At 60.5% G+C, this 19,367-nt stretch carries 17 protein-coding genes; 6 read left to right on the top strand and 11 right to left on the bottom strand.

Going from position 1 to position 19,367, the window contains the following annotated elements; translation table 11 throughout:
• Positions 1–731: 731 nt before the first annotated feature.
• Positions 732–1,544 (bottom strand): hypothetical protein, encoded by an 813-nt coding sequence (locus MF410_RS06835; protein ID WP_239620409.1) that lies wholly within the window; start codon positions 1,542–1,544, stop codon positions 732–734.
• A 69-nt stretch (positions 1,545–1,613) separates the two neighbouring features.
• Complete coding sequence (locus MF410_RS06830; RefSeq protein WP_097628552.1) at positions 1,614–3,293, bottom strand: NAD+ synthase; 1,680 nt, start codon at positions 3,291–3,293, stop codon at positions 1,614–1,616.
• Between the two features lie 190 nt (positions 3,294–3,483).
• Here MF410_RS06830 and MF410_RS06825 point away from each other — a divergent pair, with 190 nt between their 5' ends.
• A complete protein-coding gene (locus tag MF410_RS06825) occupies positions 3,484–4,014 on the top strand; it encodes a DUF1003 domain-containing protein (protein ID WP_064838705.1) in 531 nt (176 codons plus the stop codon).
• 150 nt (positions 4,015–4,164) lie between these two features.
• On the opposite strand, the gene MF410_RS06820 is transcribed toward MF410_RS06825, so the two are convergent.
• A complete protein-coding gene (locus MF410_RS06820; protein WP_097628551.1) occupies positions 4,165–4,563 on the bottom strand; it encodes a GFA family protein in 399 nt (132 codons plus the stop codon).
• A gap of 298 nt (positions 4,564–4,861) precedes the next feature.
• Here MF410_RS06820 and MF410_RS06815 point away from each other — a divergent pair, with 298 nt between their 5' ends.
• A complete protein-coding gene (locus MF410_RS06815; protein ID WP_239620285.1) occupies positions 4,862–6,697 on the top strand; it encodes an ABC transporter ATP-binding protein in 1,836 nt (611 codons plus the stop codon).
• A gap of 56 nt (positions 6,698–6,753) precedes the next feature.
• Here MF410_RS06815 and MF410_RS06810 read toward each other — a convergent pair whose 3' ends face one another.
• Positions 6,754–8,127: a 3-deoxy-7-phosphoheptulonate synthase class II gene (locus MF410_RS06810; RefSeq protein WP_097628549.1), complete on the bottom strand. Its 1,374-nt coding sequence runs from the start codon at positions 8,125–8,127 to the stop codon at positions 6,754–6,756.
• 255 nt (positions 8,128–8,382) lie between these two features.
• On the opposite strand from MF410_RS06810, the gene MF410_RS06805 reads away from it, so the two are divergent.
• Positions 8,383–9,672, top strand: a complete 1,290-nt coding sequence (locus MF410_RS06805) for a vWA domain-containing protein (RefSeq protein WP_097628548.1) — start codon at positions 8,383–8,385, stop codon at positions 9,670–9,672.
• 119 nt (positions 9,673–9,791) lie between these two features.
• Here MF410_RS06805 and gor read toward each other — a convergent pair whose 3' ends face one another.
• Positions 9,792–11,177 carry a glutathione-disulfide reductase gene (gor, locus tag MF410_RS06800; protein WP_097628547.1) on the bottom strand — a complete coding sequence of 462 codons (1,386 nt, stop codon included), beginning with the start codon at positions 11,175–11,177 and terminating at the stop codon, positions 9,792–9,794.
• A 183-nt stretch (positions 11,178–11,360) separates the two neighbouring features.
• Here gor and MF410_RS06795 point away from each other — a divergent pair, with 183 nt between their 5' ends.
• On the top strand, positions 11,361–11,579 hold the full coding sequence (locus tag MF410_RS06795; protein WP_003569075.1) for a hypothetical protein: 219 nt from the start codon (positions 11,361–11,363) through the stop codon (positions 11,577–11,579).
• Between the two features lie 45 nt (positions 11,580–11,624).
• Here MF410_RS06795 and MF410_RS06790 read toward each other — a convergent pair whose 3' ends face one another.
• The 3 genes from MF410_RS06790 to rpiA all read right to left on the bottom strand — a co-directional run bounded on the left by MF410_RS06790 (position 11,625) and on the right by rpiA (position 13,287).
• Positions 11,625–11,909, bottom strand: coding sequence for an acylphosphatase (locus tag MF410_RS06790; RefSeq protein WP_097628651.1), 285 nt, complete (start codon positions 11,907–11,909; stop codon positions 11,625–11,627).
• 94 nt (positions 11,910–12,003) lie between these two features.
• Positions 12,004–12,573 (bottom strand): DUF2059 domain-containing protein, encoded by a 570-nt coding sequence (locus MF410_RS06785; protein WP_003579679.1) that lies wholly within the window; start codon positions 12,571–12,573, stop codon positions 12,004–12,006.
• 15 nt (positions 12,574–12,588) lie between these two features.
• Positions 12,589–13,287: a ribose-5-phosphate isomerase RpiA gene (gene rpiA / locus MF410_RS06780; RefSeq protein ID WP_097628546.1), complete on the bottom strand. Its 699-nt coding sequence runs from the start codon at positions 13,285–13,287 to the stop codon at positions 12,589–12,591.
• Between the two features lie 268 nt (positions 13,288–13,555).
• Between rpiA and MF410_RS06775 the strand changes: the two genes are divergently transcribed.
• On the top strand, positions 13,556–14,266 hold the full coding sequence (locus tag MF410_RS06775) for an HAD family hydrolase (RefSeq protein ID WP_097628545.1): 711 nt from the start codon (positions 13,556–13,558) through the stop codon (positions 14,264–14,266).
• Positions 14,267–14,597: 331 nt separating this feature from the next.
• Here MF410_RS06775 and MF410_RS06770 read toward each other — a convergent pair whose 3' ends face one another.
• Together MF410_RS06770 and MF410_RS06765 are read right to left on the bottom strand one after the other, a co-directional pair.
• A complete protein-coding gene (locus tag MF410_RS06770; protein WP_239620283.1) occupies positions 14,598–16,508 on the bottom strand; it encodes a murein L,D-transpeptidase in 1,911 nt (636 codons plus the stop codon).
• A 70-nt stretch (positions 16,509–16,578) separates the two neighbouring features.
• Complete coding sequence (locus MF410_RS06765; protein WP_143541935.1) at positions 16,579–16,815, bottom strand: hypothetical protein; 237 nt, start codon at positions 16,813–16,815, stop codon at positions 16,579–16,581.
• 91 nt (positions 16,816–16,906) lie between these two features.
• On the opposite strand from MF410_RS06765, the gene fumC reads away from it, so the two are divergent.
• Positions 16,907–18,298, top strand: coding sequence for a class II fumarate hydratase (gene fumC, locus MF410_RS06760; RefSeq protein ID WP_097628543.1), 1,392 nt, complete (start codon positions 16,907–16,909; stop codon positions 18,296–18,298).
• Positions 18,299–18,448: 150 nt separating this feature from the next.
• Here the strand turns inward: fumC and MF410_RS06755 are convergent, their stop codons facing one another.
• Positions 18,449–19,276: a VCBS domain-containing protein gene (locus MF410_RS06755; RefSeq protein WP_097628542.1), complete on the bottom strand. Its 828-nt coding sequence runs from the start codon at positions 19,274–19,276 to the stop codon at positions 18,449–18,451.
• Positions 19,277–19,367 lie beyond the last annotated feature (91 nt).

Genomic DNA, 19,367 nt, shown 5'->3' with positions numbered 1-19,367 from the left:
ATCTCGAATTGTCACGACAATTCCGCTGGCGAATACATTAGCGATTACGAGGCCCGGAAAGCTTACTGCGGAGAATTCGGCGCAAGTACGGCCGACAAAATGCCTTACGGGTATTGATAGAGTCCGCGGACCAACTGCCCCCCGCTCCCCATCATCAAATAGTGGCCGCCCGCCAGCCCTAAGCGAGTTGACTTGAGGATTAGATCAGAGCTTTGTGAAAATGCATATCGTCGCAACAGCCGCGCCCATAGGTGCAAGATGAGTTTCGTTTTGTTAAAATACTAAGTCGTCCCATAGTATTATTCTTTACATTCTATACTTTTTATATACTCCTATGGAGAAACCCTCCAGTCACACAAGAGCCCGGAAGAGCAGACGAGGGATATATTAAATAAATACCTTACTGAATCCCAGGAAATGGATCGAATACGATATGCGAGTTGTTCCAGAATCGAAGTATCAGAAACCGAGCGGCTTGCAAACGTGAGCTTTTACGTGGGGTGCGAGGTTAAGAAACCGCTTTCGGCAGATCCCATTTTTCTCTCCGTGGCGTTCGGTGGTCGCGGTCAAGTTGAATTTATGGATGTATCGAGGAGTGACAAATGAAGCGCTAGGCGCAACCAAACCGGCAACTATGTGCCGGACGTCGCGTCAAGTTGGTCAGGCGCACAAGGTTCAATCGTGCCAGACAGGCCACCACCACCCCATAAAAAAATGGCGGTGCGCCGCTCTCAAGATCTCACCGGGAAATACCGCACATAGGCAAACTCGTCACCGTCTGGTGACCAGCAGGGCACGTTGATCGTGCCCTGCCCGCCGAACAGCTCGAACAACGTCTTCAGATTGCCGCCATCCATGTCCATCAGCCGCAGCCGCACATCGAGATCGCGCGGATGGTCGAAAACCGACGGGTCATAGGACAGGAGCAGAACCTTGTCATTGCTGGGCGATGGATGGGCGAACCAGTTACCCTGATTGTCCGACGTCACTTGCTCCAGCCCGCTGCCATCGGGGTGGATGCGCCAGATCTGCATCAGCCCGGTGCGGCTGGAATTGAAATAGATCCATTGTCCGTCAGCGGAATAATCCGGCCCGTCATTGCGGCCCTCGCCATGCGTCAGCCGCGTCTCGGCGCCGCCGTCGACGGAGATCGTATAGATGTCGAAGAGATCGTCGCGGATGCCGCAATAGGCAAGCTGGCGGCCATCGGGCGACCAGCCGTGCCAGTAGGACGGCTGGTTCTCGGTGACGAGCCGCGGCTTGCCGCCCTCGATGGGCAGGATATAGATCGTCGACTTGCCGAATTCGGTCTTGTCAGAAATGACGATCTCGGTGCCATCGGGTGAAATGCCGTGATCATTGTTGCAGTTGACGGCAAAGCCGGTATCGACCTTGACGACTTCGCCGCCATCGAGCGGCAGTCGCCAGAGCAGCCCGTCGCCGTTCAAGAGCAGGTAGGAACCGTCGGGCGAGAAGTTCGGCGCCTCGACGAGCTTGTCCGTCTGCCAAACCTCGCGAGCTCTGCCCGTCCTGACATTGTAGATCTCGACCGAGACTGCGCATGTTTCCTCCCTCGCATTTCTAGAGCGATAGCGTCAGCAATCCCGACAGCGCTAGCGATCCCGGAACCGGTTGGTGATCGGATAGCGCCGATCACGCCCGAAATTCTTCTTGGTGATCTTCACGCCCGGCGCCGATTGCCGCCGCTTGTATTCGGCGAGATAGAGCAGGTGCTCGATGCGATGGACGGTCGCCACATCATGGCCGCGCGCGACGATCTCCTCGACCGCCATCTCCTTCTCAACCAGGCATTCGAGAATATCGTCGAGCACCGGATAGGGCGGCAGCGAATCCTGATCCTTCTGGTCGGGACGCAGTTCGGCCGACGGCGCCTTGTCGATGATATTGTTCGGGATCACCTCGCCCGACGGCCCCAGCGCACTTGGCGGCACATTCTCGTTGCGCCAGCGGGCCAGCGCATAGACCTGCATCTTGTAGAGGTCCTTGATCGGATTGAAGCCGCCGTTCATGTCGCCGTAAAGCGTGGCGTAGCCGACCGACATTTCCGATTTGTTACCCGTCGTCACCACCATCGCGCCGAACTTGTTGGAGATCGCCATCAGGATGACGCCGCGCGCCCGGCTCTGCAGGTTCTCCTCGGTGATGCCGCTCTCCGTGCCCGCGAAGAGATCGGACAGCGCGCTGCTGAAGCCCGTCACCGGCTGCTCGATCGGCACGATGTCATAGCGGCAGCCGAGCGCCTTTGCGCAATCGGCCGCGTCCTTCAACGAGTCTTCCGATGTGTAGCGGTAGGGCAGCATGACGGTGCGCACCCGCTCCTCACCCAACGCATCGACGGCGATTGCCGTGCAGATCGCCGAGTCGATGCCGCCGGAAAGGCCGAGCACCACCGTCTTGAAGCCGTTCTTGTTGACGTAGTCGCGAAAGCCGAGCAGGCAGGCGCGGTAGTCGGCCTCCTCGCCTTCAGGAATATGCGCCATCGGCCCTTCGGCGCAATGCCAGCCGGTTTCGCCGCGCTTCCATGTCGTCACCGCCAGCGCGGTCTCGAACTGGCTCATCTGGAAGGCGAGCGACTTGTCGGCATTGAAGGCGAAACTGGCGCCATCAAATACCAGTTCGTCCTGGCCGCCGAGCTGGGCGGCATAGACCAGCGGCAGGCCGGTCTCGATCACCTGCTTCAACACCACCTGATGGCGGATATCGACCTTGCCTCGATAATAGGGCGAACCGTTCGGCGACAGCAGAATCTCGGCCCCGCTTTCGGCCAGCGTCTCGCAGACGCCGAGGTCGCCCCAGATATCCTCGCAGATCGGAATGCCGATGCGCACGCCGCGGAAATTCACCGGCCCCGGCATGGCGCCCTGGTTGAAAACGCGCTTCTCGTCGAATTCGCCGTAGTTCGGCAGATCGATCTTGTCGCGCACCGCGATCACCGTGCCGCCGTCGAGCACGGCGACGGAATTGTAGCGTCCGGTCTCGTCCTGCCGGGGAAAACCAATGAGAACACCTGGCCCGCCATCGGCAGTGTCGGCGGCAAGATTCTCCACAGCTTTCCAGCAGGCGCGGATGAAGGCCGGCTTCAGCACCAGATCTTCAGGCGGATAGCCGGAGATGAAAAGCTCGGTCAGAACGAGCAGATGCGCCCCTTCGCGAGCCGCATCGGCGCGCGCTTCGCGTGCCTTGGCGAGATTGCCGGCGACATCGCCAACCGTCGGGTTGAGCTGGCCGATGGCAATGCGGAAGATATCAGAAAGAGCGTTTTCCTGTGTCATGTCATTTATTTAGCCTGCACCTTCCGCAACCGCAACATGTCCGCGGCAAAAGCCGCACCTTGCGGCGACGAAATTTTTGTGAACGGACACGCAACCGCCTCGCGGCATAGACACGCATTGCAATTTGCCGGAGGAGCGGAATACTGCGCCCGATAGCGACTGCATCGATAACGGGCACCGGAAACAGGCCATGTCTAATCTTTCGAACTTCATGCACCATCATTTCGACAAGCCGGCCGACGAACTCGGCGATATTGAAAAACGCGTGCTGGCAAAGGCGCACGCGCGCAAAGTCATCTCGACCGATGTCAACGCCGCTCTTTCCGCCGAGTCCTCGTTCGGTGAGCGTGTCGCCGACGGCATCGCCCGCGTCGGCGGTTCCTGGTCGTTCATCCTCGCCTTCCTGGCCTTCCTTGTGGTCTGGACGCTGATCAATACCATCATCCTGGCAACAGGCGCTTTCGACCCCTACCCCTTTGTTTTCCTCAATCTGATCCTGTCGATGCTCGCCGCCATCCAGGCGCCGATCATCATGATGTCGCAGAACCGCCAAGCCGAACGCGACCGCTTCGAAGCCGCCAAGGATTACGAAGTCAATCTCAAGGCCGAGCTCGAAGTGCTCTCCCTGCACCAGAAGATCGACATGCGCGTGCTGACCGAGCTTACGGCGCTTCGCGAGGACGTCGCCCGCCTCAGCGCCGATCTTGCCGCCAGGGGCTAAAGCATGTCGCGCAAAACTGTGCAGCGGATTTCCCAGGCAAAGCGCGAAGCGGTTTTCCCCGGGCAAGCCGCTAGGCGTTTCGCCGCAACGACGTGCGTAAAAACAAGAAACTAAAGCCCGAGGAGCGTATCTGAAAGATCGCGACGCGCTTTAGACCGGATACCTGTCATATTGCGGCAGGCCATCGGTGATCTCATAGAAATCGCCCTTGTCGGCGCAGTAGATGTGATGGCTGAAGGCAAGGCCGCTCGGTTCATCGAAAGTTCCGGCCATGACGGAAACCTCCGGCGATTGGTCTCCTTGCCAGAACAGCGCCGAACCGCAATTCGAGCAGAAGCCGCGCTGGGCTTCGGCGCTCGACCGATACCAGCGGATCGCGCCGGCATCTTCCACCGAAAGGGCCGTGCGCGGCACATTGACCGCAGCATAATAGAACCCGGTCTGCCGGCGGCATTGCGAACAATGGCAGCCGACGACGGGTCCAGGCTTCGCCCCAATCGAATATCGCACGGCGCCGCAAAGACAGCCGCCTGTATGCCGTTCGGTCATGATCGCTCTCCCCTTTTATGAGTGAAACTTGCCGCCGATCGCGATTGCCGTCAAATCCATTCCGTTCAACAAAATCATCAGAAATCTTGACGCCCGCAGGCGTTGCCGTGTCCAGTTGTTGCGGTCACCGCTGTTGCTTGTCGACAACACCCGCCCATCCCGTCACATGCCGGCATTGAATCAGTCGCTGTAGTCGGCGATACTGCAGCTCCAATTTCATTCAACCTCTGGGAGACTGACATGAGAGCGACCCTGTCCAAACAGAAAGGAAACATCGCCCACAGGGACATTCTGCCTCATGAATATTCGGTTCTCCCGCGCGAGGAAAAGCTCGCGACGCCATAACGCCTTCCTGAAATTCTTTCTGGACGATTCAACCGTCGACCGCGGTCGGCGTTGGTCGCGTATGCGAAAATTTCTCTCCTATTATCGCCCGCATCTGCCTTTGCTGCTGGCGGATCTGCTGTGCGCCATCCTCGTCGCCGGTACGGCGCTCGCCCTGCCGCTCTGCGCCAATATCGTCACCAGCCGTCTTCTGGCTCTGCCTAACGCCCCGGAGGCCTTTGCCCAGATCCTGGGGATGGGCGGCATCATGCTGGCCGTCCTGGCGGTCCAGATCGCCGCCATCTTCTTCGTCGATTATCGCGGCCACGTCATGGGCGCCCGTATCGAAGCGACGGTGCGGCAGGAACTCTTCGAACACTACCAGCAGTTCTCCTTCAGCTTCTACGACCGCCAGCGCACCGGCCAGCTGATGAGCCGTATCACCAACGACTCCCTATGGCTGGGCGAGCTCTTCCATCACGGACCCGAGGACCTCTCCATCGCTGTGCTGAAATATGGCGGCGCCATGCTGGTACTGTTCTTCATCGATCCGCCGCTGGCCGGCCTTATCCTGCTGCTGACCCCTGTCGCGGTGATCTATGCGCTCTATTTCAACCGGCGCATGAACCGCGCACTGGAAGCCAGCAAGCATCAGATCGCCGTCGTGAACGAGCGGGTCGAGGATGCGCTCGCCGGCATCCGCGTCGTCCAGTCCTTCGCCAACGAGGCGCTGGAAAGGGAACGCTTCGCCGAGCAGAACCGGCGCTTCCTGCAAAGCCGCGCCGACGGCTACCGCAGCGAGGCATGGTTTTCGGTCGGCACGGAAACCTTCGCCCAGCTCGTCACCATACTGGTGATCGTCGTCGGAGGCCTGCGTATCCTGACAGCGGACCTGACCGTCCCGGATATGCTGACCTTTCTGCTCTGCGTTGCCGTGCTTGTCGATCCGGTCCAGCGGCTCGCCAATTTCGTGCGTCTCTGGCAGGAAGGCTACACCGGTTTCATCCGGGCGATGGAAATCCTGGAGATCGACCCTGATATCACCGATCGGCCCGCCGCCCGGCCGATGCCGGCGCCGAGGGGAGAGATCAGTTTCTCCAACGTCGCCTTCGGTTACGAGGCCGATGGCCCGCGCGTGCTGGAGCGGCTTTCCCTCACCATCGCGCCCGGCGAGTTCGTTGCCCTCGTCGGTCCTTCAGGGGTCGGCAAGAGTACGCTTTGCGCGCTCATACCGCGCTTCTACGATGTCGAGGCCGGAGCGATCCGCATTGACGGCACTGATATCCGCGATGTGACGCTGGCCTCGCTGCGGCGCCATGTCGGGGTGGTGCAGCAGGATGTCTATCTCTTTGCCGGCACCGTGGCGGAGAACCTTCGCTACGGCAGGCCCGATGCCGGCGATGCGGAGCTGGAGGCGGCGGCCCGCGCCGCCAATGCGCACGACTTCATCATGGCCCTGCCTCAAGGCTATGACACCGATATCGGCCAGCGCGGCGTCAAGCTCTCGGGCGGGCAGCGCCAGCGCCTCACCATTGCCCGCGCCTTCCTCAAGGATCCGGAGATCCTGATTTTCGACGAAGCGACCAGCGCGCTCGACAATGAGAGTGAACGGGCGGTGCAGCAGGCGCTGCTGAGCCTGGCGAATGGCCGGACCACCCTGGTCATCGCTCATCGCCTGTCGACCGTCCGCCATGCCGACCGCATCCTGGTTCTGACGGCAGAGGGCATCGTCGAACAGGGGACCCATGACCAGCTGATGGCGCAAGACGGCATCTATGCCAATCTCCATAGCGTCCAAGCCAGCATTTGAAGGCAATAAAAAACCCGGCATCACGCCGGGTTTTCTTCATCCGTATCGGGCTGGTCTCAGCCGTGAGCGACCATACGCTTCTCGTCGCGTCCGCCCTTCATGCGCTCGGCAAGCAGGAAGGCGAGCTCGAGCGCCTGGTCGGAGTTGAGGCGCGGATCGCAATGGGTGTGGTAGCGGTCCTGCAGATCGTCGGCGGTGACGGCGCGGGCGCCACCGGTGCATTCCGTCACGTCCTTGCCGGTCATTTCGACATGGATGCCGCCGGGATGCGTGCCTTCGGCGCGGTGGATCTGGAAGAAGCTTTCGACTTCCGACAGAATCCGTTCGAAAGGACGGGTCTTGTAGTTGTTGAGCGTGATCGTGTTGCCGTGCATCGGGTCGCAGGACCACACCACCTTGCGGCCCTCGCGTTCGACGGCGCGGATCAGCCGCGGCAGGTTTTCAGCGACCTTCTCATGGCCGAAGCGGCAGATCAGCGTCAGGCGGCCGGCTTCGTTCGCCGGATTGAGAATATCGATTAGCTGCAACAGATCGTCGGCCTGCAGCGACGGGCCGCATTTCAGACCGATCGGGTTCTTGATGCCGCGGCAATATTCGATATGTGCATGGTCGGCCTGGCGCGTGCGGTCACCGATCCAGATCATGTGGCCTGATGTGGCATACCAGTCGCCGGAGGTGGAATCGACGCGGGTCAGCGCCTCCTCGTAGCCGAGCAGCAGCGCCTCATGGCTGGTGAAGAAATCAGTCTCGCGCAGACTCGGGTGGTTTTCCGAGGTGATGCCGATCGCCTTCATGAAATCCATGGTTTCGCTGATGCGGTCGGCAAGTTTGCGGTAACGCTCGCCCTGCGGGCTGTCCTTGACGAAACCGAGCATCCACTGATGCACGTTTTCGAGGTTGGCGTAACCGCCCATCGCAAAGGCGCGCAGAAGGTTCAGCGTTGCGGCCGACTGGCGGTAAGCCATGGCCTGACGCTCCGGGTTCGGAATGCGCGACTCTTCGGTGAACTCGATGCCGTTGATGATGTCGCCGCGATAGGCCGGCAGCGTCACGTCGCCCTGCTTCTCGACGTTCGACGAACGCGGCTTGGCGAACTGGCCGGCGATGCGGCCGACCTTGACGACGGGCAGCTGCGCGCCGAAGGTCAGCACGACGGCCATCTGCAGGAAGGCGCGGAAGAAGTCGCGGATATTGTCGGCGCCGTGTTCGGCGAAGCTCTCGGCGCAGTCACCGCCCTGCAGCAGGAAGCCGTTTCCGTCTGCGACATTGGCGAGATGCTTCTTCAGGCGGCGCGCCTCACCGGCAAAAACCAGCGGCGGATAGCTGGCGAGCGTGGCCTCCGTTGCCGCCAAAGCGGCTGCATCCGGATATTCGGGAACCTGCAGGATCGGTTTCTGCCGCCAGCTGCTCGGGGTCCAATTCTCTGCCATGTCACTCACCTCATTCACACCCGTCCCTGGGATGTACCTGTCCTTGATTGCGGCGGCTTATAGCCCTTTAGATCGGGCTTGCAAAGGCCAATCGCCCCGATGCTCCATGCCACGCTACCGCCATCGACCAACGCTCGCATACAGGTAGCAAAAATCCCCGTTTCCATCGTTAAACCGGCATATACCACGTCGGTTTCCCCATATTTTAGACTTTGAATGTAGAACCGGGAAGAGTTTCAACATCGGGGACACATCATGGCGATCCTTCCGCCGGGATTCATATCGGATCGTTCGGGCAATTTCGGCATCATGACGGCGTTGCTGATGGTGCCGCTCCTCGGCATGGCAGGCATGGCGGTGGATTTCGCCCACGCCATGAGCCTACGCACGCAGCTCTTTGCTGCCGCCGATGCCGCCGCCGTCGGCTCGATCGCCGAAAAATCTGGCGCGGTCGCCGCCGCCATGACCATGAGCGGCAATGGCACGATCTCTCTCGGCAAGACCGACGCCCGCAGCATCTTCCTGTCGCAGGTATCGGGAGAACTGTCGGATGTTAATGTCGATCTCGGCATCGACGTTACCAAGACCGCCAACAAGCTGAATTCACAGGTTTCCTTCACCGCGGTTGTGCCGACCACCTTCATGCGCGTTCTCGGCAAGGATTCGATCACCATCTCCGGCACGGCAACCGCCGAATATCTGACCGCATCGTTCATGGATTTCTACATCCTGCTCGACAACACGCCATCGATGGGCGTCGGCGCCACGGCGAAAGACGTCGCGACGATGGAAAAGAACACCAGCGATAGCTGCGCTTTCGCCTGCCACGAAACGGAAAATAAAAACAACTACTACAACCTTGCCAAGAAGCTCGGAGTCAGCATGCGCATCGATGTCGTGCGCCAAGCGACGAAGGAGCTGACGCTGACCGCGAAGTCGACGCGCGTTTCCACCAACCAGTTCCGCATGGGAGTCTATACCTTCGGCACCAAGGCCGAAGACGCCAATCTGACCACGATATCGGACCCGACGGACGACCTCGACAAGGTAGGCACCTACACTGACGCGGTCGATCTGATGACCATCCCGAAGCAGGGCTACAATAACGACCAGCAGACGAGCTTCGACAACGCGCTGACGCAGATGAAAGACATTATCACCACCCCCGGCGACGGCAGCACCGCCACGACACCGCAGAAGATCCTGTTCTTCGTCTCGGACGGCGTCGGCGACAGCGAAAAGCCGAAAGGCTGCACCAAGAAACTGACCGGCAACCGCTGCCAGGAGCCAATCGACACTTCCTTCTGCAAACCGCTGAAGGACAAGGGCATCAGGATTGCGGTGCTCTACACCACTTATCTACCTCTGCCGAAGAACAGCTGGTACAATACCTGGATCAGCCCCTTCCAGAGCCAGATCCCGACGAAGATGCAGGAATGCGCCTCGCCCGGCCTCTATTTCGAGGTGACGCCGACGGAAGGTATCGCCGATGCGATGAAGGCGCTATTCCTCAAGGTCATTCGCGCGCCTCGCATTACCAGCTAATGCATGTCGCCCGGAAGTGCACAGCGGTTCCGGGATAACGACATGCATCAAAACAAAGAGCTAAAGCACGTCGCATGAATCACGTTTGATGCGACGCGCTTTAAGCGCACACGGATGACTCAGACGCGCTGCCCGTCACGGACCCGATAGCTAGGAGCATACATGGTGACGAGCTCTTCGGCCGCAGTCGGGTGCAGCGCCATGGTCTGGTCGAAGTCGTCCTTAGTGCAGCCGGCCTTCAGCGTGACCCCGAGCAGCTGCGCCATCTCGCCGGCATCATGGCCAAGGATATGGGCGCCCACTACCTTGCGGCTTCCCGCATCGACGATCAGCTTCATGATCATCCGCTCGGCGCGGCCGGAAAGCGTCGCCTTCAACGGCCGGAACTGAGCCCGATAAACCTCGAGCTCACCGTAACGCTTGCCCGCCTCTTCTTCTGAAAGACCGACGGTGCCGATCTCCGGCTGCGAGAAGACGGCGGTGGGGATCAGCTCGTAGTCCGGCCGGGTCGGATTGTTCTTGTACTCGGTCTCGATGAAGCACATCGCCTCGTGGATCGCCACCGGCGTCAGCTGTACCCGGTTGGTGACATCGCCGAGCGCGTAGATGTTCTCGACATTGGTGCGGGAATAGTCGTCGACGATAATCGCGCCGCGCTCGTCGATCGCAACGCCGGCCGCCTCGAGGCCGAGGCCTTCGGTGTTCGGATCGCGCCCGAGCGCCAGCATGACGACGCCGGCCTGCAGCGTGCCGCTGTTCAGCGTCTCCAGAACGAGCCCGCCCTCGCCCTTCGAAACCTTCTGCAGCATGTCGTGGCAAAGGATGCGGATGCCCTTGGCGACCATCGCCTCATGCAGCCCGCGCCTCAGATCCTCGTCGAAGCGCGACAGGATCTCGGCGCCACGATAAATCAGCGTCGTCTCGACGCCGAGGCCATGAAAGATATTGGCGAACTCGACGGCAATATAACCGCCGCCAGCGATGACGATCGATTTCGGTAGCTCTTCGAGATGAAAGGCCTCGTTGGAGGAGATGCAGAGCTCGTGGCCGGGAAGGGCTGCATGCGGGTTCGGCCGCCCGCCGGTGGCAATCACGATCGTCTTTGCCGTCACCGTCTGGCCAGTTTTCACAAGCCGCACCGTATGGGCGTCGACGAGTTCGGCGCGCGTTTCCAGGATCTCGGCATTGGCGCCGGCAAGGCCCTTCTTGTAGAGGCCTTCCAGCCGGGCAATTTCCGCATCCTTGGCCGCCACCAACTTCTTCCAGTCGAAGCTGCTTTCGCCGACCGTCCAGCCGAAGCCGGCCGCATCCTCGAAATGCTCATGGAACTGCGAAGCATAGACGAACAGCTTCTTCGGCACGCAGCCGCGGATGACGCAGGTGCCGCCGTAGCGGTATTCCTCCGCGATCGCCACCTTTTTGCCGAGCGAGGCAGCGACACGCGCGCCGCGCACGCCTCCGGAACCGCCGCCAATGACGAAGAGGTCGTAGTCGTAGGAAGACATGAGGAGCTCCGGAAGGGAATCGCTGGAAGGATGTTCCTGATATAGGGGTGATCGCCCTGAAAACAAAAGCCCGCTCCTGCATCATCCCGTTCCTCTCGCCCGAATTTTCCCGGCAAACGGTTGACCCGACCGCCTGAGGCTGGCAGGCAAATCCACGCTGTAAAAAAGAAGCCGGAGCAAAAGATGGATCAAACTCTCTTCGCCAACCTCTGCAAGGCTGGCAAATTCAAGGAAGCGCTCGGCCTCGCCATCCAAGGCCACGAGAACGAAAAATACGCGCCGAGCCGCTTTGCGATGGACAAGAAAACAGGACTGCCGATCTTCTATCGCGGCAACAAGCGCGTTGAGCCGGATGAAACGGGCGTATGGCAATTGGCCAAGAGCTCGAAGGATTGGGGCTGAGGGTCCGGCGCTCACAGAGCGCCATCTCCTGGCGGTTTGCCGCTTTCAAGCGGTGATGCGGAAATCCGTCGGCATTTCCGCAAGCTGGGTCGCTTCCGACTCGACGCCGGAAACCGATGCTCCCGCAGGCCCGCGGCCGAAACGATCGATCATTGTCGAGATGGCGGTATCGGATCCTGCGATCAAAGCGGTGACCGATCCGTCCGCTTCATTGCGCACCCAGCCTGTGAGCCCGAGCCGCAACGCCTCATCGCGCGCCCACATGCGGAATCCGACCCCTTGGACCCTACCTGATACTCGCACCTGCAAGCCCTCGTAATGAGCAGACATGTTGCCTCGCCAAAGCCTCATCAGTATTGCCGCATCCATCATAGCAAAAAAGCCCGGACGATGCCGGGCTTTTGCAAATCTGCGGAGGCAGCCTTTACTTCTGGGCAGCCGGGGCCGGAGCGGGTGCCGGAGCCACCGGGCTGTCGGTTGCCGGCGGCGGTGCCTTGATGACCTTGGAGAGTTCGGCATTGCTCTGCTTTTCCAGGTCGCGAGAAATGCCCTGCGCCCAGATGTCGGCAGCCTTCGCCGTCTCGCGCGAGGCAACCGGGCCGTCGCGCAGCAGCTTCTTGCCGACGTCGGAATTATAGAAGTCGGCGATCGCCTTCAGTTCGTCGGCGGTGAAGGTCTTGGCATAGGTGAGCGCCGCCTCCTTCTCCAGATCGCCGCGGCGCGGCGCCAGCGCCAGCGCCTGCGCGTCGACCGTCGACGAAATGATGTCCTGGTAGTTCGGCGAATCCTGGATCAGGCCGGCCTTCAGGCGCTCGGCAAGACCGGGCAAAATGTTGTCGAACTGGGCGGTGGCGCCGATGGCGTCGATCGCCGCGCGAGAGGCCTTCAGTTGCTCCTCGGAGACCTCCTGCGCCTTGACGGCAGAGCCGAAGGCAAGCCCGGAAAGAACGATGGTCGCAGCGGCAAAACGGCCAAGACCTGCAATGTTCATCATGTGTGTACGCTCCTGTTATCTGTTTGCCTGCAGCGTGCGCGCACCCGCAGGACCGGCAATGATTGCAAGTGCCGCCATATTGATAAAGAGCCCGTGTTCGACGACGCCGGGTATGGAATTCAGCTCGCTCGAAAGCGCCTCTGCATCAGGAATGCGGCCAAAAGATGCATCGATAATGTGATGGCCGCCATCCGTGGTAAACTCTCCGTCACCGGATTGGCGCAGACTGAGGTCGCCGGAAAGGCCGAGCCGGGCCGCGACCTTCTCGATCGCGATCCGTGTCGAGACGAGCCCGAACGGATTGACCTCAATCGGCAGCGCGTAGGCGCCGAGCGTTTCCACAAGCTTGCTCTCGTCGGCAATGACGATCATCCGCTCGGAAGCGGCCGCGACGATCTTTTCGCGCAGCAACGCGCCGCCGCCGCCCTTGATCAATCTGAGCGACGGATCGACCTCGTCGGCGCCGTCGATCGTCAGGTCGAGTGCCGGCAGTTCATCGAGCGACTTCAGCGGCACGCCGAGCTCGACGCACAGCCGCGCCGTTCTTTCTGACGTCGGAACGCCTTCGACCTTGAAGCCGCTTGCGACTTTCTCCGCCAACAGGCGAACGAATTCTTCCGCTGTGCTGCCCGTGCCGATGCCGAGGCGCATTCCGTCTTCGACATGGGCGAGTGCGGCTGCGGCGGCCTTTATCTTCATTTCGCGGGCATCCATGCGCCGCCAACTCCGAATTATTGCGTTGGATGTGCTGTTTACACGGCTCGCCTGGCAAACGAAAGTCAAAATCATCACGGAAAATGAAAAGCCGAAACAAATGCCTGCGGCCTTCCCGGCCGGCATCCTAACGTTGCTTTCCGCCGCGCGATCGCCTACCTCTGGGATGATCCATCGTTCCGGAGCCGACCTGTCGTTCCCAGGGGAAACCTGTCGTGCCTCAGGACGACTTTTCTCCAGAACGACCCATTGCGCAAAGAGACAAGCCTTGACCCTTTCCCACGCCCGCCCGGCACTCATCGTCTTCGATCTCGACGGTACCCTTCTCGATACCCATACGGATCTTGTCGAGAGCCTCAATCATACGATCTCAGCCCTTGGCCTCGACCCGGTCAGCTATGACGACCTCACCCATCTCGTCGGCCACGGCGCGCGCGTAATGATCGAACGCGCCTGCCGGCTGCGCGGCCATCCGCTCGAAAGCGACGCCCTGCCGCCCCTGGTCGAGCGCTTCGTCGCCCATTACGCCGGCAACATGCCCGGCTGCACCGAACCCTATCCCGGCCTCGTCGCCGCGATGGACCGGCTTAAATTTGCCGGTTACCGCCTCGCCGTCTGCACCAACAAGATGGAAAGCCTGGCGCTCGGCCTGCTCGAAAAACTCGACCTCGTCAGCTATTTCGATGCCATCACCGGCGGCGACAGCTTCCCCGTGCGCAAGCCCGACGCCCGCCACCTCACCGGCACCATCGACCGCGCCGGCGGCGACATCACCCGCACCGTGATGATCGGCGACAGCATCAACGACATCGCCGTGGCGAAGAACGCTGCCGTACCGTCGATCGCCGTGCCTTTTGGATATTCGGACGTGCCGGTTTCCAACCTGGATCCCGATATGATCATCACCCATTACGATGAGCTGACGCCGGAACTGGTGGAGCGGCTGCTGCGGGAGTATGCGGTGAAGGTCGCGGTCTGAGGAGTCCGCTCATTTGTCCTCTCCGTCCCTCATTCCTGTGCTTGTCACAGGAATCCAGCCGGCTTGCGTCCGCAAGCCGAAAAGACCCTTAAATTGAGACCAGCATCCATCACTTGAAGACGACATTGCTTCTGCAATGGCACCATTTGTCGACGGGGCTGCAATTCCCCGCCACGTAGACACGCGGCTGCTGGATTCCTGTGACGAGCACAGGAATGAGGGGCGAGTTTTGGGCGCCAGTCTGCCAAGCGCAGCACTCCCCTACTCCTCACTCCCAAAACAAAACGGGCGGCCCGAAGACCGCCCATTCCATAACCCGCTAGACCCTGCGTCAAATCTGCGCGCCACGCGCCTTTGTCGTCGCGTCGAAGGCCTTGTCGACATAGCCGTCGCGGCCATAGACATCGTCGAAATATTCCACCACGCCGTCCTTGTTCGGCCAGGCGGTGAAATAGGAAACGTAGACCGGGATCTTCTGCGGCACCTTCACGGCATGGTTCTGCCCGGTGGCGATCTGCTTGGCGACGTCGTCGACCGTCGTGCCGAGCACGGCAGCTGCCATAGCACGCGGATTGGCAAGGCGCACGCAGCCGTGGCTCAAAGCCCGCATATCGCGCTTGAAGAAGTTTTTCGACGGCGTGTCGTGCATGTAGATCGCGTGGCTGTTCGGGAACAGGATCTTCAGTTCGCCGAGCGCATTGTCGCTGCTCGGCGGCTGGCGCACCGAGACATTATTGGTCGAGCCGTACCAATCGACGCTCGACGAGGCGACGGCATGGCCGTTCACCTCGACTTCATAGCCGAGCTGGTCGAGATAGTTCGGATCCGAACGCAGCTTCGGCAACATCTCGTTGATGATGATCGACTGCGGCACGCCCCAGAACGGGTTGAACTCCACCGTCTCGATCTCGTCGTCGAAGAAATAGGTTTGATTGTTCTTGCCGCCGACAACGACGCGCATTGACAGCTGTTCCTTGCCGTCATTGTGGTAATAGACCATGAAGGCCGGCTGGTTGATCATCACGTAGCGGGAACCAAGATCCTCCGGCAGCCAGCGCGCCTGCTCCATGGCGACGACGAGCTTGTCGATCTTCGAGGCATTGGTATCGCCACCGGTCATGGCCCGCACGGTCGCCTGGCCGATGACGCCATCGGCCTTCAGTCCGCGCTCTTGCTGGAAGGCCTCGACCAGCGAGACGATATCGGGCGAATAGTCGGTGCTGCCTGCGTAAGCGGCAAGCGTTGCCGCGTGATCGGTCTTCAGCGTTTCGGACCCATGCTTGCCGATCGCCTTGACGATATTGGCAATCTCGGGCGAGCTGTCGCCAGGCTTCAGCAGCTTGTCGAGCGAAACGACGATTCGCTCCTCATTGCCGCCGTCGGCGGCGCGAAGCTTGGCAAGCTCCGCCTTCAGCGCCTCAAATTGAGCACTATCGGGCGAACGGCTGGCGATGTAGGCGCCGACATCGGGGCTCATGCGGGCAAGCTTCAGCACCGACGTCAGATTGACCGCCTTGCGCTGAAAGTCATGATAGCCGGAGATCTTGTTCGGATCGATGCGGCCACGCACGGTGTCCTGCACGAAAGCCAGCACCTTGGCCGAGAGTTCGAGCTCAAACTGCGTCAGTGCCCGGTCGCGGAAGGCGGGATCGGGATTGGCCGGGTCAATCGCCGGTGTCTGGACCGTATAATCGGCAGGATCGAGACCGACGGAAGCCGCATCGGCAAGTGTCGCCATCGCCGACTTCGCGCGGTCGTTGATCTGGTTGCCATCGACCCAGACAAGCGGATTGCGGCTGTCGCCGTAATAGGCTTCGAGCACCTTCGCAACGTCCGCATTGGCGCGCACCTCGGCCTGCGCCAGGAAGCGGCGCTGGACTGCGGGTTCGGCGCTGGCATCGCCGCTTGCCGAAACATCGGCGACCGCGCCGGTGACGACGGGATCGGCAAACCTGCTGGTGTCGACGAACTGCAGCGTCTCTGTCTTATAGGTGTAGTAACGCGGGCCGCTCACCTTCGGCAGCGGCGCTTCCGGATCGAGCCCGCCGAGCGACCCGCCGTCGGCGCCGCGCGGCACCGGACGGCCGGGCGCCTGATCCATGAAGATGGTGCTTTGGGTCCGCTGCCTGTCGCCGCGCAGCATGTCCATCAAAGTATAAGCATGCGCGGGTGCGGCACTCATAACCGCCACGCCGCAGGAAATTGCCAATGCGGATGCCGCGCTTTTCAAAACGAACGTCATATATCTTCCAGTCCCGGTGTCATGCTGTTCTCAGCTCAAATCCCGCGAAACTCAGCGTCCGGCTCATTGATCAGAAACCGGCCTGCGCCGCCAGCGCCGGCGGACTCAATTCTGTGTGACGGAGATCCTGCGCGGCGCCGCGCCGAAGTTCACACAAAATTATGAAATTATTAGTTAATTTTTTACCGAATTTTCGCATCCGGGCCAGTGGGACGAAATCGCCCGGACGCATAAAATTTTCAAAGTGGCCGAAAAAGCACGCACCACAACCCATCCAAACATGACTTTGGATTTCAATATTTCGCATGGGGTCCGGTTTTCTTGTCGGACGTTCCCACCTATAAGACCTCATCTTTCTCAGATGACCGAAAACAGCATGTAAAGGGAAGGCAAGGCCGATGACCGCAACCCGCACCGAAACCGATACTTTTGGCCCGATCGACGTCGCCGCCGACCGATATTGGGGCGCCCAGGCCGAGCGTTCGCTCGGCAATTTCAAGATCGGCTGGGAAAAGCAGCCGCTGTCGATCGTGCGTGCGCTCGGCATCGTCAAGCAGGCCGCCGCCCGCGCCAACATGTCGCTCGGCCAGCTCGACCCTGCGCTTGGCAAGGCAATCGTCGACGCCGCCCAGGAAGTGATCGACGGCAAGCTCGACGAGCATTTTCCGCTTGTCGTCTGGCAGACCGGTTCGGGCACGCAGTCCAACATGAATGCCAATGAGGTGATCTCCAATCGTGCCATAGAAATGCTTGGCGGCGTCATGGGTTCCAAGAAGCCGGTGCATCCGAACGATCACGTCAATATGAGCCAGTCGTCGAACGACACCTACCCGACGGCGATGCACATCGCCTGCGCCGAACGGATCGCTCATCACCTGCTGCCGTCCCTGAAGCACCTGCATGCCGCCCTCGACATGAAGGTCACCGAATTCAGCCACATCATCAAGATCGGCCGTACCCACACCCAGGATGCCACACCGCTGACGCTCGGCCAGGAATTCTCGGGTTATGCCGCCCAGGTCGGCTCGGCCATCAAGCGCATCGAAATGACCCTGCCCGGCCTTTGCGAACTCGCCCAGGGCGGCACCGCCGTCGGCACCGGCCTCAATGCGCCACTCGGTTTCGCCGAGAAGGTGGCCGAAGAAATCGCAGCCATAACGGCCCTGCCCTTCGTCACCGCGCCGAACAAGTTCGAGGCGCTCGCCTCGCATGACAGCATGGTCTTTTCCCATGGCGCCATCAATGCGGCGGCCGCCGCCCTCTTCAAGATCGCCAACGACATCCGCCTGCTCGGCTCCGGCCCGCGCGCCGGCCTCGGCGAACTGGCGCTGCCGGAAAACGAACCCGGCTCCTCGATCATGCCCGGCAAGGTCAACCCGACCCAGTGCGAGGCGCTGACGCAGGTCTGCATCCACATCTTCGGCAATCATGCCGCGCTGACCTTCGCCGACAGCCAGGGCCATTTCGAGCTCAACGTCTACAATCCGATGATGGCCTATAATTTCCTGCAATCGGTGCAGCTGCTGGCCGACGCCGCCGTCTCTTTCACCGACAATTGCGTCGTCGGCATCGAGGCGCGCGAGGACAACATCAAGGCCGGCCTCGACCGCTCGCTGATGCTGGTAACCGCGCTCGCCCCGAAGATCGGCTACGACGCCGCCGCCAAGATCGCCAAGGCCGCGCATAAGAATGGCACGACGCTGAAGGAAGAAGCCCTCGCCAGCGGACTGGTCTCGGCGGAGGATTACGATGCGATTGTCCGCCCGGAAACGATGATCGGCCCGAAGTAGGACCTTGGGGAGTACCGCCCACCGCCCCCTCCCTCATTCCTGTGCTCCTGACAGGAATGAGGGAGGTTGGGGTAGCCGTTCTGCTGAATTTTTCACCAACGCGGACAGACCCGCATCCGCCTGCCGCGGCAACCCACAGCCCTGCAAACCTCACACCAACAGCGAAAAATTGTCCATCACCACCGAATTGCCCATGAAATCGAAACGGATTTCTTCAATGTCTTCGATCTCGACCGTAAGATTGGGATCGGTGACCTCGAACTCCTGCTGATAGACGATCTGGCCATCATTCATGGCGGTCAGCGTCAGGTGAAAGGGCAATGCAGACAGTTCGGCGATCGAGACGCCCTGAAAGGTAAACTCCCCGCCATCGACCATTTTCAAGGTCACCGGCAGCGAGCCCGGGGATAGCACGGTATCGCTGAAGCCGTCCTCGGTGATGGCGTCGACGCCCGGGATGGTATCGTAGACGATGCCGTTCAGAAGCGTCAGCTCCTGACTGTCGTTCACGGAGAGCGCAAAGCCCCGATAGTCGGGAAGGAAGAAATTATCCGCCCTCGACGTGACGCCCATGTCGTCAAAATCCAGGACCTCGTGGTATTTTTCGCCTTCGTTGACGCCGTCGATCGCCAGCGTCAGCACGCCGAGGTCCGTGCCCCCGGAGCCATCGGACATCTTGTAGCTCAGCGTCTCGATGAGCTGATCGTATTTCCCTAAATTCTTCACCACGTCGAGAGTGTAGTCCAGCTCGTACGTGAAGTGACCGTCAGGTTTCACCTTGAAGGTTCCGTACTTGCCTTCAATGATCGTTTCATGGTCAGGCCCATGTTTGGCGTCGATACGCACGCCATTGACGAAGCGCGCATACATCTCCGCTCCTTCGGGATCGCTGGCGAGGCGCAGCAGATCGCCCCTGATCCAGTCATGTTCGAAAAAAACGAGTAGGTCGTCGACAGCAGTTGGCTTTGCATTTGGCATTGGAAGCCCCGGCAGGTTAACGCTGCGGGAATATGAACCGGACTTGATCTGGAGGCAACCTGAACGGCCGCGACAAATGTCGATCTCGCCT

Source organism: Rhizobium sp. C104 (assembly GCF_022354505.1).
Classification (GTDB): Bacteria; Pseudomonadota; Alphaproteobacteria; order Rhizobiales; family Rhizobiaceae; genus Rhizobium; species Rhizobium redzepovicii.
Note: the sequence above shows the minus strand (reverse complement) of the source record. Positions and strands in the feature narration are given on the sequence as shown.